Origin of the sequence: Hymenobacter latericoloratus (assembly GCF_014199535.1) — a bacterium.
In the GTDB taxonomy this organism is placed as follows: Bacteria; Bacteroidota; Bacteroidia; order Cytophagales; family Hymenobacteraceae; genus Hymenobacter; species Hymenobacter latericoloratus.
Genome location: NZ_JACHNV010000003.1, coordinates 180,412 through 196,124 on the forward strand (window position 1 = coordinate 180,412; position 15,713 = coordinate 196,124).

Genomic DNA, 15,713 nt, shown 5'->3' on the forward strand with positions numbered 1-15,713 from the left:
CCCGGCAGGCTTTTTTGGTGGGTTGAGGCCTGAAAGAAGGTACAGGCAGCCCAGCCTCGCCGGATAAGAAACAATAAAGTCGGGGGTACTTTTTGGCGGCCGTTTCCAAGCAGCAACCCTGATTTCATCCTCGTGGGCCGGCACCACCAGAGCAAAAACAAACCGGGGCCGCAGCAACAGCTGCGGCCCCGGTGGGCAATCTGAGAGAAGAGGTGCTGAGGCAGGGGCTACTCGACCACCGATACCCGCACCTTTTTGCCTTTCACTTTGGCTCCGGCCAAGCGCTCGGCCACTTCCTTGGCCTGCTGGCGCGGCACGGCCACGTAGCTGTAGTAGTCAAACACCTCAATGCGGCCCACTTCCTCGCGGGCTACCCTCCCTACGTTCACAAAGGCCCCCACCAAATCGTGGGCGCTAACCTTGTCCTTCTTACCCGCCGAAACGTGCAGGGTTACGTTTTCGGGGCGCGGGGCCTTGGAGGCGGCTGGGGGCAGCTTGGGGGCGTGCATGGCTTTCCACTGAATGGACGCCGCCACCGGCCACTTCTTCACGTGGGCCTGTTCTTTGTCGGTTACCAGCAGGTGGGCGGTGCCCTCGGCGCCGGCGCGGGCCGTGCGGCCGGCCCGGTGCTGGAAAGCATCGGCCTTGTCGGGGGCGTCGTACTGCACCACCGTATCGAGCTGGGTTACGTCGATGCCGCGGGCGGCTACGTCGGTGGCTACCAGCACCTGGCTGGAGCCGTTGCGCAGCTTCAGCAGGGCTTTGTCGCGCTCGGGCTGGGGCATTTTGCCGTGCAGCACCTCGGCCGCTACCCCCCGGCCCACCAAGAAGCGCGTCAGCTCCATGCACCGCTCGCGGGTGTTGCAGAACACCAGGGCCCGGCCGGTTTCGGGCTGGTGCAGCAGGTGGAGCAGGGCGGCGGGCTTCTTTTCCACGGTGCCCACGTGGCCCAGCAGGGTCAGGTTTTCGGGCAGCTCATCGGTGTCCTCGCCCGCGTTTACCACGCGGGGGCGGGTCAGGTTCTTGCGGATCAGCTCTACTACTTTGTCCGACATGGTGGCCGAGAACAGCAGGGTCTGGCGGCGGCGCGGGAGGCGTTTCACAATTTCCACCAGCTCATCCTGAAAGCCCAGCTCCAGCAGCTTGTCGGCCTCATCCAGAATCAGGGTTTTCAGCTGGTTGGGAATGATGCTGCGGCGCTCGAAGTGGTCGAGCAGGCGGCCCGGCGTGGCTACCACAATGTGCGGGGCCTGGGTCAGGGAGGCGGTTTCTTCGCGGAAGGCGTGGCCGCCGTAGAAGGCTGCTACCCGCAGGTTGGGCATGAACTTGCCCAGCTTTTTGAGGGCGTCGCGCACCTGCAGGGCCAGCTCGCGGGCGGGCACCAGCACAATTACCTGCACGGCATCCAGCTTCAGATCCAGCAGCTGCAGCACCGAGAGGCCATAGGCGGCCGTTTTACCCGAGCCCGTGGGGGCCTGTCCGGCCACGTCCTGCCCGGCCAGGGCCATGGGCACTACCTGCTCCTGCACGGGGGTAGGCGCCTGGAATTGCAGTTCTTCCAGGGCTTGCAGCAGCTCAGGGGTGAGGCCCAGGTCGGCGAAGGAGGGGGTAGTCGAAGTCATAAGCGGGTTGTTCGTCCTGCAAAGGTAGCCGGATTTGGGCTGGAAACCGGAGCCGTTGACTTCCCGCCCGGCCCGTGCCGCCCTACCCCCCTTCAGGCGCCAAAGCCCCCAGGGTAGAATAGAGGAAGATTACTGGGCCGAAAACCGGAAGGCGGCGGGCGTTTGGCCGGTTTTGCTTTTGAACAGGCGGGTGAAGTACTGCGGGTACTCGAAGCCCAGCTGAAAGGCGGTTTCGTTGATGGAGAGGGAGGTAGTGAGCAGCAGGCGCTTGGCTTTCTCAATCAGGTGGTGATGAATGTGCTGCTGGGTATTCTGGCCGGTGAGGCTGCGCAGCATGTCGCTGAGGTAGGCCGGCGACACGTGCAGGCTGTCAGCAAAATACTGCACCGAGGGCAGGGGCTGCTCGGCTTCCCGGGCAAAATACCCGGTCAGCAGCGCCTCGAAGCGGGTGAGCAGGTCGTGCCCGGCCGTGCGGCGCGTCAGGAACTGGCGGTGGTAGAAGCGGTTGGCGTAGCTCAGCAGCACGTCGAGCTGGGCTACCAGCACATCCTGGCTAAAGGCATCAATCGGCAACTCGTACTCGGCCCGAATGCCCTGCAGCAGGTTTTTCAGCAAGTCTTCTTCTTTAGCCGAGAGGTGCAGGGCCTCGTTGGCCTGGTAGGAGAAAAAGCCGAAGCTGCCAATTTTCTTCCCCAGCGGATGCTTCAGCAGCAAGTCGGGGTGAAAGACCAGCATCAGCCCTTCAATCTGCGAAACGTCCAGGGTTTCATCGGCCGCAAATACCTGCCCCGGCCCTAAAAAGAACAGCACGCCCTCCCGGAAGTCGTACGACTGCCGGCCGTAGTAGATGGTGCCGCCCTTCAGGCCGCGCTTCAGGGCCACGGTGTAGAGCTGCTGCACTACGGGCGTAGCTACCCGCGGCAGGCAGCGGGCATAGTCCAGGTCGATGACGGTAAGCAGGGGGTGGGCCGGCGCCGGTAGCCCGTAGAAGCGGGCATAGTCCGTTACGGTGTTGAGGACCTGAAATTCTTTGGCGGGATGTTTCATGGGAAAGTCAGCGTAAAGGAGGCGCTATTCCTACCCCGGCCGACAGTGGAAAGCCTGCGCGGTTTTCCGCTGTCGGCCGGGGTAGGCACTGGCTTACAGCCCGGCGGGGTAGGCGGCCCCCACGGCACTACCAACCGGCATGATGGCATCAAGTTCAGCTAGCTCCTGGGCCGATAGGGTAAGGCTAGCCGCCGCTACGTTCTGCTCCAGGTACTTGCGGCGCTTGGTGCCCGGAATGGCTACTACCCCCTGCATGAGCACCCAGGCCAGGGCCAGCTGGGCGGTTGTCACGCCTTTGGCCTGGGCCAGGGCCTGCAGTTTCTCGACCAGGGCAACGTTCTTGTAGAAGTTTTCGCCTTGGTAGCGCGGGAAAATGCGGCGCGAGTCGTTGGGCTCCAGGTCGTCCGGGGTTTTGATTTCGCCCGACAGAAACCCCCGCCCCAGGGGCGAGTAGGCCACGAAGCCAATGCCCATTTCCTGGGTGGCCTGCAGAATACCTTCTTCCTCTACGTGCCGGTCGAAGAGCGAATACTCGGTTTGCAGGGCCGTGATGGGGTGCACGGCGTGGCCCCGGCGCAACACCTCCACCGATACCTCCGAGAGGCCCAGGTAGCGCACCTTGCCTTCCTCTACCAGCCGGCTCATGGCCCCCACAGTTTCCTCAATGGGCACGTTGGGGTCCACGCGGTGCAGGTAGTACAGGTCCACGTAGTCGGTGCCCAGGTTGCGCAGGGAGCGTTCAATGGATTTGCGCACGTAGGCGGGCTGGCCGTTGTAGCCGCCGGTCCAGTTTTCCTGGTCGTCTACTTCAAAGCCGAATTTGGTGGCCAGGGTGAACTGCTGGCGCCGGCCGGCAATGGCCCGGCCCACCAGCCGCTCGTTCAGCATGGGGCCGTAGAGGTCGGCCGTGTCCAGCAGGGTCACGCCCAGCTCCAGGGCCCGGTCAAGGGTAGCCAGGCTTTCGGCTTCGTCGGCCTCGCCGTACACGCTCATGCCGTTTACGCCGGCTGTCATGCCCATGCAGCCCAGCCCCTCTACCGATACGTGCAGGCCCTGGCTGCCCAAGGCTACTTGTTTGATGGTGCTCATACTCAAGTTTGTGTAGTAAGATGGTGAATAGATTACTGCACAAAGGTCTGGCCGCCACCAGGGGTAGGAGCTATACAAACCGAGGCTTCTGCAACACAAAACGCCGCACAAAAAAGGCCGACTACCCGGCGAGGGTAGGCGGCCTTGGTGGGTAGGGCAGCAGCCAGTTAGCGGCCGAAGTCGTCCTGCACGCGCACGATGTCGTCCTCGTCGGAAGGCTCATCGGCGTTGGTGTGCTGCCAGATTTCGGCTACGGTGCCCCAGCCGTCGAGGCCGATGAGGCGGTGCCGCTCGCCCTGCTGCAGGGTAATCTGCTCGCCGGGGCTGTACGTTTTCAGTTTGCCTTCCTCGTCGGTAGGGCTGGTGATGATGCCCACGGTGCCGCTCACCACGCGCCAGATTTCGGCGCGGCGGTGGTGGTACTGCCACGAAAGGCGCTGGTGCGGCGCTACCAGCAGCACCTTGGGGCTCAGCTTGCCCGCGATGCGCAGGCTATCCACCGAAAGACCATCGAAATAGGTGTCAGCGAACGGCTGGGCCTGGTTTTCGTCAATCACGAAGAAGCCGCCCCAGGGCCGCGTCTGGTCCTGGCGCTCAATGCCGAAGCCCTGCTGCCGGAGCTGCTGCTCAACTTGCTGAAATATCTCTGGTTTGGTCGATTCTGAACGCATAGGCAGGGAAAACAAGTCAAAAATAAACCTGGCAAGGCCGGGGAAACCCGTCTCAAACTCGCTCATACCGGCAACGAGCCCAGCAAAGCACTACAAGCTACCAGGACCCGGTTGAGGCCGGAAAGCTAGAAAAGAACCTGTAATTCCCTCAAGAAGACGAAGCCTGCGCCTTGGCCGTAGCGCCGAAAGCTGAATTTGGCACTCAAGATAAGAGCGTTTCAAAAACAGCTGGCGAAATATGTTGCTTTTGACAAGATTAAATTGTCTTGAATAAAGCAAACGAAGAGAATACTCAAGCCGTAAGCTGCCCTGCAATGCCCATTGCCGCGTCAGCCGGCAGACAGTTCAGCCCAGCGCAAGCAGATATCCGGCAGCATCGACTATTTGCTTGCGCTGGGTTGGCAAGACCGAAGGGGGTAGGGTGGCAGCCGGCAGGCAGCCTATAGCTTACGCACCCAGATGTTGCGGAAGCTAATGGGGGCGCTAGGGTCGCCGTGGGCCTGCAGCTTGATGGGCGAGGGGCCGTGGGCCTGCTGGTAGCTGGGCTTGCCAATGTACTGGGTGGGGCCGGCCAGCACGGTGTTGTTTTGCACTACCACCCCATTAAACCACACTGTCACGCGGGCCGGCGTTTGCAGAGAGCCATCGGCCTTGAACACGGGGGCGGTCCAGAGCACGTCGTAGGACTGCCACTCGCCGGGCTTGCGGGCCGGGTTGGCCAGCGGAATGTGCTGCTTGTAAATGCTGCCCGCCATACCATTTACATAGGTTTTGTTCTGGTAGGAGTCCAGAATCTGCAGCTCGTAGCCCAGGTCGCCTTTGCCGATGGAGGCCAGAAACACGCCGCTGTTGCCCCGGCTCTGCCCCGTTTCCCGCATGCCCGTTGGGATGCGCCACTCCAGGTGCAGCTGGTAATTGGTGAAGACCTGCCGGGTTTCGATGTTGCCGGCCTTTTTGTCCACGGTCAGCAGGCCGCCCGCCACCTGCCACTTAGCCGGCGCGGCGCGGTTATCGGTGCTTACCCACTGGCTCAGGTTCTGGCCATTGAAGAGCACCACCGCGTCGGAGGGCGGGGGGGCCAGGTTGGGGCTGGCCGTTACCGTTTTCGGGGCGGGTTCCCATACTTCGGTGTCTTCGGGTTTGCCGGTTTGCTGGGCCTGGGCCATCAGGGAAAAGCTGAGCAGTGATGCGGAAACGAGTACGGCAACCTTCATGGTAAGCAGAGAGAATCGCGGATTAAATGGATTAATCGGACTGCGCGGATTTTGGTGAAGTTTGGACTGATTCGCTTGGGGTTTGCTTCCGCCTGAGGGGTAGGGCGCCCGGCAAAGGCAGGTAGTCGGGCCCAAGCTTTGTGCGCTTATACGTCGCAGAGCTGCACGGCCTGGCGCAGGGAAGCCAATTTATCGGTTTGCTGGGGCATAAATTCCTGGGCCACGTACCCCTGAAAGCCGGTGGCTTTAATGGCGCGCATAATGGCCGGGTAGTTCAGCTCCTGCGCATCCCCGATTTCGTGGCGACCGGGCACGCCGGCCGTGTGGTAGTGGGCAATGTAGGGGTGGTACTCGGTGAGGGTCCGGATAACGTCGCCCTCATTGATTTGCATGTGGTAGATGTCGTAGAGCAGCTTGAAGTTCTCGGAACCCATTTTTTTGGCCAGGGCCACGCCCCAGCTGGTCCGGTCGCACTGGTAGTCTTTGTGGTCGATTTTGCTGTTGAGCAGCTCCATCACCAGCACCACCTTGTGTTGGGCGGCCAGCTTTAGCAGGGGCTCCAGGCCCCGGGCGCAGTTTTCCAGCCCCGCCGCATCCGAAAGACCCCGCCGGCTGCCGCTAAAGCAAATCAGGTTGCGGTAGCCGGCCTGGGCCACTTGCGGAATCATCGCGGCGTACTGCTTCTGCAGCTGGGCATGAAAGCGCGGGTCGTTGAAGCCGTCGGTCAGGTTGATTTCGGCCCCATTGCACATCGACGACTCCAGCCCGTGCCGTTGAAGCGTAGGCCAGTCTTTGGGTCCTACCAGGTCGATGCCCCGCAGGCCCATTTCCTTGGCAGCCGCGCAGAGCTTTTCCAGGGGCACATCCTGAAAGCACCAGCGGCACACGGCCTGTTTCAGGTTGTCTTTCAGCCCCATTGCTTCGGTGCTTTGTTTCTCTTCAGCCGGTGAGCAGGCGCTTGCCAGCCCCAGCGCACCCACGGTGGCGGCGCTGGTGAGCAGGCCCTGCAACGCAGCCCGACGGTTCCAGGTAGCCATAGGGGTAGGGTTAGTTGGTGGCCGACGCCAGGGTAGGAGCCGCATCGGTCGCGCCATCGTACGCAGCGGTTTCCGTGGGCTGAGCCTGCGGCCGGTCGCGGAACAGGAGCAGGAACAGCACCACTACTGCCCCCGCAATGCCGGCCGGAATCAGCCAGATCATGCGCCAGTCGTGGGAGGTGGGGGAAAGCTGGTAAGCATCGAAGATGCGGCCCGAGAGCAGGGTGCCGATGAGCATGCCCACCCCGTAGGTTGCCAGCGTGATAAAGCCCTGGGCCGAGCTTTTGAACCGCTCACCCGCGAGGTTGTCGGTGTAAATCTGGCCCGTCACGAAGAAAAAGTCGTAGCAGATGCCATGCAGCACAATGCCGGCAATCAGCATCCAGTAGCCGCTTTCCCCGTTGCCGTAGGCAAAGAACACGTAGCGCAGCACCCAGGCCACCATGCCAATGGCCAGCATTTTCTTTACGCCCAGGCGGCTGAAGAATACCGGAATCAGGAGCATAAACAGCAGCTCCGATACCTGCCCCAGGCTTTGCACGCCGGCCGCTTTCTTCATGCCCACCTCATTGAGGAAGGGGTTAGTGAAGCCGTAGTAAAAAGCCAGCGGAATGCAGATGGCAATGGAAGAGAGGAAGAAGATGAGGTAGGAGCGGTTCTTGAGCAGGCCAATGGCATCGAGGCCCAGCATGTCGCCCAGGGACGTGGACTGCCCGCGCTTTACCGGCGGAGTAGCGGGCAGCGTGAAGCTAAATACGCCCAGCAGGGCCGAGGCGCCCGCCGCCATCAGGAAGGTGTTCCGTAGGCTGCCGCTTTGCTCCCAGTTCAGCCAGCCAATGGTCAGGCCGGCCACAATCCAGCCCAGCGTGCCCAGCACCCGAATGGTGGCAAACTCCTTTTGGGGGTTCTGCATCTGCCGGAAGGCAATGGAGTTCACCAAGGCCAACGTGGGCATGTACAGCACCATGTAGGTGAGGATGTTGGGGTAGAAGGAGCTGAAATCAGCCGCCGTAGAGGCCCGCCACAGCAGCGCAGCTCCGGCCAGATGCAACACCCCCAGAATTTTCTGGGCCGAAAAAAACCGGTCGGCAATGAGCCCGATGATAAACGGGGCCACAATGGCGCCAATCGACTGGGTCAGAAACGCTACCCCCACCTGGGTGCCCGAAGCGCTGAGGTTGCGCAGCAGATAAGTGCCCAGCGTCACGAACCACGCCCCCCAGATAAAAAACTCCAGGAACATCATGATAGACAGCTTAATCCGGGTCGTGGCATTCATACGCGGTGGGTTTAGGGAGGGAAAGGGGGTAGGGAGGGGCAGTTATGCAGTGAGGCCGCTACCCCGTCAGAGGTGAAAAAAGCCCTGTCATCCTGAGCGCAGCGAAGGACCTTACCACGTCCGCAGTAAGCGGAGAAACGGCCTGTTCAGATGTGACAAGGTCCTTCGCTCCCGCTCAGGATGACAGACGCGGGGTAGCGGAAGCTTCTATTTCAGGCTCAGGATATAGCGGGTCATTTCCTGGGCGTCGGCTTCGGAGAGGCCGGGGTGGGGCGTCATGGCTATGTCGCCCCAGTTGCCTTTGCCGCCCTGTATTACTTTCTGGGCCAGCATCTTCACGTTGGCGGGCGTGTTGGGGTACTTCGCCGCTACGGCCTTGTAGGCCGGGCCGAGCAGCTTGTCGTTTTCGCGGTGGCAGCCGGTGCAGTCGGAGCTTTCAATCAGCTGGGCCCCCCGGGCCACTGCGCCGCCGGTAGGCGCGGTGCCGATTTTGGTGGAGTTGGTATCGATCTGGGGCTGATGGGCTACGGCCGTAACGTTGGAGCCCGTAGTGCTGTCGGTATTCAGCGTTTCTTCGGAGTCGGCGAGGGTGTATTCTTCTTTGCCTTTACCAGCCGTTTTATCCGATTCGGAACCACAGGAGGCCAGGACGGCGCAAAAACTCAGAAGCAAAAAGGCGTTTTTCATAGGAGAAGAAGCAGGAGAGAAGAAAGTTACAGACCAAGCAGCTGGCGGTTGCGGGCATCGTCGGTGCCGGCCGCCGCGAAGTCATCAAAAGCCTTGTCGGTCACGCGGATGATATGGTTTTGGATGAAGGCCGCCCCTTCACGAGCCCCGTCTTCGGGGTGCTTGAGGGCGCACTCCCACTCCAGCACGGCCCAGCCAGGGAAGTCGTATTGCGCCAGTTTGCTGAAAACGGCTTTGAAATCAACTTGTCCGTCGCCGAGGGAGCGGAAGCGGCCGGCGCGGTCCACCCAGTTTTGGTAACCCCCGTACACGCCCTGGCGGCCGGTGGGGTTAAACTCCGCATCCTTGATATGGCAGGCCCGAATTCGCTCGTGGTAGATGTCAAGGTACTCCAGGTAGTCAAGGCACTGAAGCACAAAGTGAGAGGGGTCGTAGAGCAGGCAGGCACGGGGGTGCTGCTGTACCTTGTCGAGGAACATCTCGTAGCTGATGCCATCGTGCAGGTCCTCGCCGGCGTGCACCTCGTAGCATACATCTACCCCGCACTCATCAAAGGTATTCAGGATGGGCAGCCAGCGCCGGGCCAGTTCCGTGAAGCCGGTTTCCACAATGCCTGCCGGGCGCTGGGGCCAGGGGTACACCATGGGCCAGAGCAGGGCTCCGCTGAAGGTGGCGTGGGCTGTGAGCCCCAGATTTTGGGAGGCTTTGGCCGCGTACTTAAGCTGCTGCACGGCCCACTGCTGGCGGGCCTGCGGGTTGCCGCGCAGGGCCTCGGGCGCGAAACCATCGAAGAGCTGGTCGTAGGCCGGGTTCACGGCCACCAGCTGGCCCTGCAGGTGGGTAGAAAGCTCCGTGATTTCGAGGCCGGCAGCCTGCACTTTGCCTTTCAACTCGTCGGCGTAGGTTTTGCTTTCGGCGGCCAGCTGCAGGTCGATAAAGCGCTTGTCGAGGGTAGGCAGCTGCACACCCTTGAAGCCCAGCGAGCTGGCCCACTGGCAAATAGACTGCAGGCTGTTAAACGGCGGCTCGTCGGAAATGAACTGCGCCAGAAAAATGGCGGGTCCCTTGATGGTTTTCATGCTTTAGCTGTTAATGAACAGCTGTTAGCTGCTAGCTGATGGCTGTTAGCGCCCGTTCTGGCGAAGAGCTAACAGCTATCAGCTAGCAGCTAACAGCTAAACGAAGTCCACTTCTGGTCGGAGCGGCCCGAGGCAATAACGTTTTCAATAAAGGCCATGCCCCGCACTCCTTCCGCAATGCCGGGGTAGTCGAGGGCCTCGGGCGGGGCGGTGGTGCCGCTGAGGTCGGCCTGCAGGCTGAGGGCGAAGTTGCGGTAGAGGTTGGCAAAGGCTTCGAGGTAGCCCTCGGGGTGGCCGGCCGGGGCGCGGGTGTTGTGGCGGGCGTAGGAGCTGGTGTAGCCCGCACCCGTCCGGCGGATTTCCGTGGGGCGGTCCAGCCACTTCACCTGCAGGGTATTGGCATCGGCCTGCTGCCATTCCAGCCCGCCTTTTTCGCCGTACACCCGCAGGCGCAGGTTGTTTTCTTCGCCGGCCGCTACCTGGGTAGCCACCAGCACCCCGCTGGCCCCACCCGACAGGCGCAGCAGCACGGCCCCGTCATCATCGAGCTGGCGGCCGGGGACTACCGTGTTAATGTCGGCGCAGAGCTGGGTGACCGTCAGGCCGGTTACGTACTCCAGGAGGTTGAACGCGTGGGTGCCAATGTCGCCCATGGCGCCGGCCACGCCGCTGCGGGCGGGGTCGGTGCGCCAGGAGGCCTGCTTGTTGGCGCCGCCCTCCTCGAAGGTGCTGAGCCAGCCCTGTGGGTACTCCACGTAGGCCTTCCGAATGGTGCCCAACTTGCCGGAAGCTACCAGCTGCCGGGCTTCTTTTACCATGGGGTAGCCCGTATAGGTGTGCGTCAGGCAGAAGCGGCAGCCGCTGGCGGCGGCTATCTGCTCCAGCTCCTTGGCCTCAGCCAGGGAAAACGTCATGGGTTTATCCAGCATGACGTGGAAGCCGTTTTCCAGGGCCAGCCTGGCCGGCGCGAAGTGCAGGTGGTTGGGGGTTACAATGGATATCACTTGCACCCGCTCGGCCTCGGGCCGCTGTTTTTCCTGCTGAATCAGCTCCTGGTAGGAGGTATAGACCCGTTCGGGGGGAAGGCCCAGCAGGTGCCCGCTGGCTTTAGAGGTGTCGGGGTTGCTGCTGAACGCGCCGGCTACCAGCTCATATAGGCCATCGAGGGCGGCGGCGTGGCGGTGTACGGCCCCGATAAAGGCCCCTTGCCCGCCGCCAATCATTCCTAATCGTATCATGGAGTTGTGAGTTATCGGCTGTCAGTTGCCGGTTGTGAGTTGTCAGTTATCAGGTCGCCAAAACCTTCTACTGACAACTCACAACCGGCAACTCACAACTGATTTATGTAGTAGCCCAGGCCCGGTCGCCTTTTTTGTAAGGCACGCAGCCGTCGTACCGGCCCGGTACGGGCACATAGCGCAGGGCCTGGGTGCTGCCGACCTTGGAGGTGAAGTAGCCCAGCAAGGTCAGCTCCTTCATCATGCGGAAGTAGTGGTTGGGGGCTTCCAGGGCTTTGGTTTTGCTGTAGTTCTTCTGCTCGGCATCGAGGGCCGTAAGCAGGGCCATGCGCTGGGCCGGAGTGCTTTCCAGGAAGCCTTTGCCGTTTTTCTGCTGGCTGGCCTGCTCCAGCTGGGTCAGACCTTTCAGGAAAATCTGCTGATCGGCGGGCTTGTAGCAGTCCTTTACCATTACAGCCATAAAAGAACCCACATCGGCAGCTTTGGCACCGGGCGTTTTAGTGGCGGGCAACATGGTTTCGCCCACTTCGTTGAGGTAGGAAACCTGCTCCTGGCTAAGGAAGGGCTTTTCCTGCTTCTTGGCTTTGGCGGAGCCGTTCTTTTCCTTCTCGGCCTCCGGCGAGGAGCAGCTGGTCAGGAAATAGTCGCCGCCAATGAGGGCGCCACCCATGATGAGGGCTACGCGGGCAACTGCGTCTCTTCTGTTCATAGGGGTAGGAAATTATACGTTTTGCTTTTTCAGCTCGCTCACGGCGTGGTCCACGGCGCGGGCCGTGAGGGCCATGTACGTGAGGGAGGGGTTCTGGCAGGCCGCCGACGTCATGGCGGCGCCATCGGTTACGTACACGTTGGGGGCGTCCCAGACCTGGTTATGCTTGTTGAGCACCGAGGTTTTCGGGTCGCGGCCCATGCGGGCGGTGCCCATCTCGTGAATGCCGCCGCCCATGTTGTAGCCGTTGTTGTAGGTTCTTACATTTTTAAGACCCGCTTTTTCCAGCATCTCCTGGGCGTCCTGCATCATATCGATGCGCATTTTCTGCTCGTTTTCGCGGATGCTGGCGTCCATGGCCAACACGGGCAGCCCCCACTTGTCCTTCTTGGTTTTGTCGAGAAAGACGCGGTTATCGTGGTAGGGCAGAGTTTCACCAAAGCCCGTCAGGCCCATGGTCCACTGGCCCGGCTCGGTGAGGGCATCCTTGAAATCACCACCGAAGTTCATTTCGGCAATTTCCCGGCTCCAACCCTCGCGGCCGGCTCCGCCCTGGTAGCCAAAGCCCCGGATATAGTCGCGCTTGTCGCCGAAAAGGTTGCGGTAGCGGGGCACGTAAATGCCGTTGGCCCGCCGCCCGTACACGTATTTGTCTTCGTAGCCGGGCATTTCGCCGTGGGCGCCCGCCCGGAAGTGGTGGTCCATTACGTTGTGGCCCAGCTCGCCGCTGCTGCTACCCAGCCCCTCGGGCCACACGTCGGTAGCGGAGTTCATCAGCACCCACGCCGAGTTCAGGGCCGAGGCGTTGAGGAAGATGATTTTGGCGTAGTACTCGTAGGTCTGGTTGGTTTCGGCGTCGAGCACCTCTACCCCCTTGGCCCGCTTGGTATCCTTATCGTAGAGGATTTTGGTGACGATGGAAAATGGGCGCAGGGTGAGGTTGCCGGTAGCCACCGCGGCCGGCAAACTGGCCGACTGCGTGCTGAAGTAAGCCCCGAAAGGGCAGCCCAGCCAGCACTTGTTGCGGTACTGGCAGTTGGTGCGGTTGTTATGGGCTTTGGTGATGTTGGCCGTGCGGCCAATGACCATGTGGCGGTCTTTGTAGTTCTTCTTAATGCGGGCCGCCACGTCTTTTTCCACGCAGTTCATCTCCATGGGCGGCATAAACTCGCCGTCGGGGAGCTGGGGCAGGCCGTCGCGGTTGCCACTGATGCCGGCAAACTTCTCTACGCGGCTGTACCAGGGGGCCAGGTCCTGGTAGCGGATGGGCCAGTCCACGGCAATGCCATCCTTGGCGTTGGCTTCAAAGTCGTAATCGCTCCAGCGGTACGACTGGCGCCCCCACATCAGGGAGCGGCCGCCCACCTGGTAACCCCGGAACCAGTCGAAGGGCTTTACCTCCACGTAGGGGCTTTCCTTCTCATTCACCCAAAACTCCAGGTTGCTCTCGTTCAGGGTGTAGTCGCGGCCCAGCACGGGGTAGTCGGCTATCATCTGCTGGGTTCGGCCACCGCGGTGGGGTAGCTCCCAGGGGTCTTTGTTGGCGTTCACGTAGTCCTTGATGTGCTCTACGTTACGGCCCCGCTCCAGCATAATCGTCTTGAGGCCTTTCTCCGTCAGCTCCTTGGCGGCCAGGCCGCCCGAAATGCCGGACCCAATGACGATGGCATCGTAGGTATTTTTCTCCATAAAATGGGTGGGATTGTTGTGAGTTGCCGGTTGTCAGTTGCTAAGTATCAGTTGAGAGTTGCTGGTTGTCAGTTGCCCGTTGTGAGCTATAGAGTACAAGGTCTAAGCGACCTGATAACTGGCAACTGGCAACTCTCAACCGGCAACTGATACCTAAACCAGAGTGCGCTTGATGTGCGTGATGCTTTTCTGGATGCTGTCGAAGGGAGAGCCAGGCGTCTGGTCCTGCTCCACGAAGAAGTACTTCATGCCCGCCGTATTGGCCTGAGCGAAGATGCGTTTGAAGTCAATGACCCCGTTGCCTACTTCCGTAAAGTCGCGCTTGGGCGTATTGTCCATGTCCTTCACGTGCCAGAGCGGGAAGCGACCGGAGTGCTTCTGGAACAACGCCACAGGGTCCTGCCCGGCCTTGGTGGCCCAGTACAGGTCCAGCTCTATCTTCAGCAGGTCTTTGTCAGTGGCGCTCAACAGCACGTCAAAAGGCATCTGGCCTTCCAGGGGCATGAACTCGAAGTCGTGGTTGTGGTAGCAGAGCTGGATACCGGCTTTTTTGCACCGCTCCCCGGCCTTATTAAGGCGGTCGGCCAGTAGCTTGTAGTGGTCGAGGTTGCCCCGCTCCGCTTCCGAGAGGTAAGCGCACACCATGTACTTCACGCCGGCCTGAGCGGCATCGTCCACGGCTTTGTCCCAGCCGTGCAACATAGTACCCTGCACGGGCTGGCCTTTCTCCTGCTCCTCGCCGAGGCGGTAGTGGCTGCTGGGCATAATCAGGCCGGCCTGCTTGAGCTGCTTGGCAAAGGCCGCCGGTTCCAGGCCATAAAACTTCTGGCTACCCGTATAGGTAGCGCCCTCCACGGAGGTGTAGCCTAGCTTTGCAATACGGGCCAGGGTGCCGCTGGGGTCCTTCTGCATGGCCTCACGCACGGTGTACAGCTGCAGGCCGATGTAGGATTTGGGAGCAGGGTTGGGGGCGGCCAGCAGGGTAGGCGACACCAAGGCCCCGGCCGAGAGCAGGGCAGCCGACTTCAGAAAGTCGCGGCGGGAGGTTGACATGATGGAAGGGGGTAGGGTAGGAGAAACAGCGGCGGCGGTTGAGGAAGCCAAGCCACTAAAAAGCAGCAATCAGGCTTCGTGGCCCACTAAAATGAGGGCTAGCTGCTGCCAATGTATCGTTCCTTTTTCCCAGAATCAAAGCTCCGGCAACCGCTGGATTATCAGGCAAATGAACTTGGTTTGCCCACTTATACACTTACGGCACACGCAGCCACCTGCGTGTGCCTGGCAGTAGGCTGAAATCGGGCTTTTCAAGAAAACTATCTTGTCATGTAAAAAACACTGAGTTATCTGACGCTATTTACTGCCGGACTCAACAGGGGCGCCTCCGCTCGGGGTAAAAATCTTTATGCTATATCATGGGTAAGTAAAAGGTCACTTACTTATTTCAACTAAGCAGTGGTTATTGCCAGACTATTCTTGTGAGCGACTTGTAAACACAAACCCCCTGCTTTCGACCAAACCAGGTCAAAAACAGGGGGTGCTTAGGGCACTCGCGAAGGAGGCTACTGTTGAGCCTGGCGCTTTTTCAGCTCATCGTAGGTTTTCTGCGACTGAGCGTACTGGCGCTCTACTTCCTGGCGCAGCTCGCCGGTCAGGCTCTGGCTGCTCAGGGCGTCCTCGTAGGCTTTCAGGGCCCACTCCTCGCCGTAGATATTAGCGCCAAGAATGGCTTTTTCATCGGAGCCGGTAATAGCGGCTTTGGCGTCCATCCAGCGGCGGTAGAGCTTGCCTTTCACGGTAGTGCTGGTCTGGCGGCCGCCGCCCAGCTCGCGCAGGTGGGCGTTGAGCTCGTTGGCAAAGCGCTGGCTCTGGCTCACCAGCTGCTTGTAGTAACCGCGCTGCTGCGGGTCCTGGCTTTCGTCCACGGCGCGCTGGTAGCCCTCAATCCGGTCGTTAACAAAGTACAGCAGCTCGTTCAGGGTCGAGGCTTCATCGGGCTGGCTGCTGCCGGCGGCCTGCTTGTTGCGGGTGGAAAGGTAAACGGCGCCGGCCGCGAGCAGGGCCCCGCCCACAATTTTCTGGGTAGTGCTGAGCTTGGAGAAGCTCTTGCCGACCTGGCCGAGCAGGCTGGCTACGTTGTCTTTGCCCAGCAGCTGCTGCGCCTGGCCAAGTAGCGAGTTGTCGGAGTTTGAAGAAGAGGAAGCGGAGTTGGTTTGCGACTGGTCCATGCAGGGGAAAGGAAATAGTGAAACTGTTGGTGCCGTTACGGCTACCAAAAGCAGTTCGTTACCTCCGTGTTATTTTTTTCCTGCTTTTCTGCTATCATATTAGGTGGTTGCCTTGCCGTTTCAGCGC

The 15,713-nt window shown here is 60.8% G+C and carries 14 protein-coding genes; all 14 read right to left on the bottom strand.

The genetic code is table 11. From position 1 onward, the window contains the following. Positions 1-227: 227 nt before the first annotated feature. Positions 228-1,622: a DEAD/DEAH box helicase gene (locus GGU46_RS11225; protein ID WP_183403640.1), complete on the bottom strand. Its 1,395-nt coding sequence runs from the start codon at positions 1,620-1,622 to the stop codon at positions 228-230. A 129-nt stretch (positions 1,623-1,751) separates the two neighbouring features. Continuing rightward, positions 1,752-2,669 carry a helix-turn-helix domain-containing protein gene (locus GGU46_RS11230; protein WP_183403641.1) on the bottom strand — a complete coding sequence of 306 codons (918 nt, stop codon included), beginning with the start codon at positions 2,667-2,669 and terminating at the stop codon, positions 1,752-1,754. Between the two features lie 93 nt (positions 2,670-2,762). Further along, positions 2,763-3,758 carry an aldo/keto reductase gene (locus GGU46_RS11235; RefSeq protein WP_183403642.1) on the bottom strand — a complete coding sequence of 332 codons (996 nt, stop codon included), beginning with the start codon at positions 3,756-3,758 and terminating at the stop codon, positions 2,763-2,765. Between the two features lie 167 nt (positions 3,759-3,925). After that, positions 3,926-4,429, bottom strand: a complete 504-nt coding sequence (locus GGU46_RS11240; RefSeq protein ID WP_183403643.1) for a cupin domain-containing protein — start codon at positions 4,427-4,429, stop codon at positions 3,926-3,928. A gap of 440 nt (positions 4,430-4,869) precedes the next feature. Further along, positions 4,870-5,643, bottom strand: coding sequence for a 3-keto-disaccharide hydrolase (locus GGU46_RS11245; RefSeq protein ID WP_183403644.1), 774 nt, complete (start codon positions 5,641-5,643; stop codon positions 4,870-4,872). Positions 5,644-5,789: 146 nt separating this feature from the next. Beyond that, positions 5,790-6,680, bottom strand: a complete 891-nt coding sequence (locus GGU46_RS11250; RefSeq protein WP_183403645.1) for a hydroxypyruvate isomerase family protein — start codon at positions 6,678-6,680, stop codon at positions 5,790-5,792. Between the two features lie 10 nt (positions 6,681-6,690). Continuing rightward, positions 6,691-7,959, bottom strand: coding sequence for a nucleoside permease (locus GGU46_RS11255; RefSeq protein WP_183403646.1), 1,269 nt, complete (start codon positions 7,957-7,959; stop codon positions 6,691-6,693). Between the two features lie 207 nt (positions 7,960-8,166). Continuing rightward, positions 8,167-8,646: a c-type cytochrome gene (locus GGU46_RS11260; protein WP_183403647.1), complete on the bottom strand. Its 480-nt coding sequence runs from the start codon at positions 8,644-8,646 to the stop codon at positions 8,167-8,169. A 26-nt stretch (positions 8,647-8,672) separates the two neighbouring features. Then, positions 8,673-9,725, bottom strand: coding sequence for a sugar phosphate isomerase/epimerase family protein (locus GGU46_RS11265; RefSeq protein ID WP_183403648.1), 1,053 nt, complete (start codon positions 9,723-9,725; stop codon positions 8,673-8,675). Positions 9,726-9,814: 89 nt separating this feature from the next. After that, complete coding sequence (locus tag GGU46_RS11270; protein WP_215906332.1) at positions 9,815-10,963, bottom strand: Gfo/Idh/MocA family protein; 1,149 nt, start codon at positions 10,961-10,963, stop codon at positions 9,815-9,817. 103 nt (positions 10,964-11,066) lie between these two features. Continuing rightward, entirely contained in the window at positions 11,067-11,672 is a 606-nt protein-coding gene (locus GGU46_RS11275) for a gluconate 2-dehydrogenase subunit 3 family protein (protein WP_183403649.1), read from the bottom strand. Positions 11,673-11,684: 12 nt separating this feature from the next. Beyond that, entirely contained in the window at positions 11,685-13,361 is a 1,677-nt protein-coding gene (locus tag GGU46_RS11280; protein ID WP_183403650.1) for a GMC oxidoreductase, read from the bottom strand. Positions 13,362-13,514: 153 nt separating this feature from the next. Beyond that, positions 13,515-14,414: a sugar phosphate isomerase/epimerase family protein gene (locus GGU46_RS11285; RefSeq protein WP_183403651.1), complete on the bottom strand. Its 900-nt coding sequence runs from the start codon at positions 14,412-14,414 to the stop codon at positions 13,515-13,517. 506 nt (positions 14,415-14,920) lie between these two features. Beyond that, a complete protein-coding gene (locus tag GGU46_RS11290; RefSeq protein ID WP_183403652.1) occupies positions 14,921-15,586 on the bottom strand; it encodes a ferritin-like domain-containing protein in 666 nt (221 codons plus the stop codon). Positions 15,587-15,713: the final 127 nt, after the last annotated feature.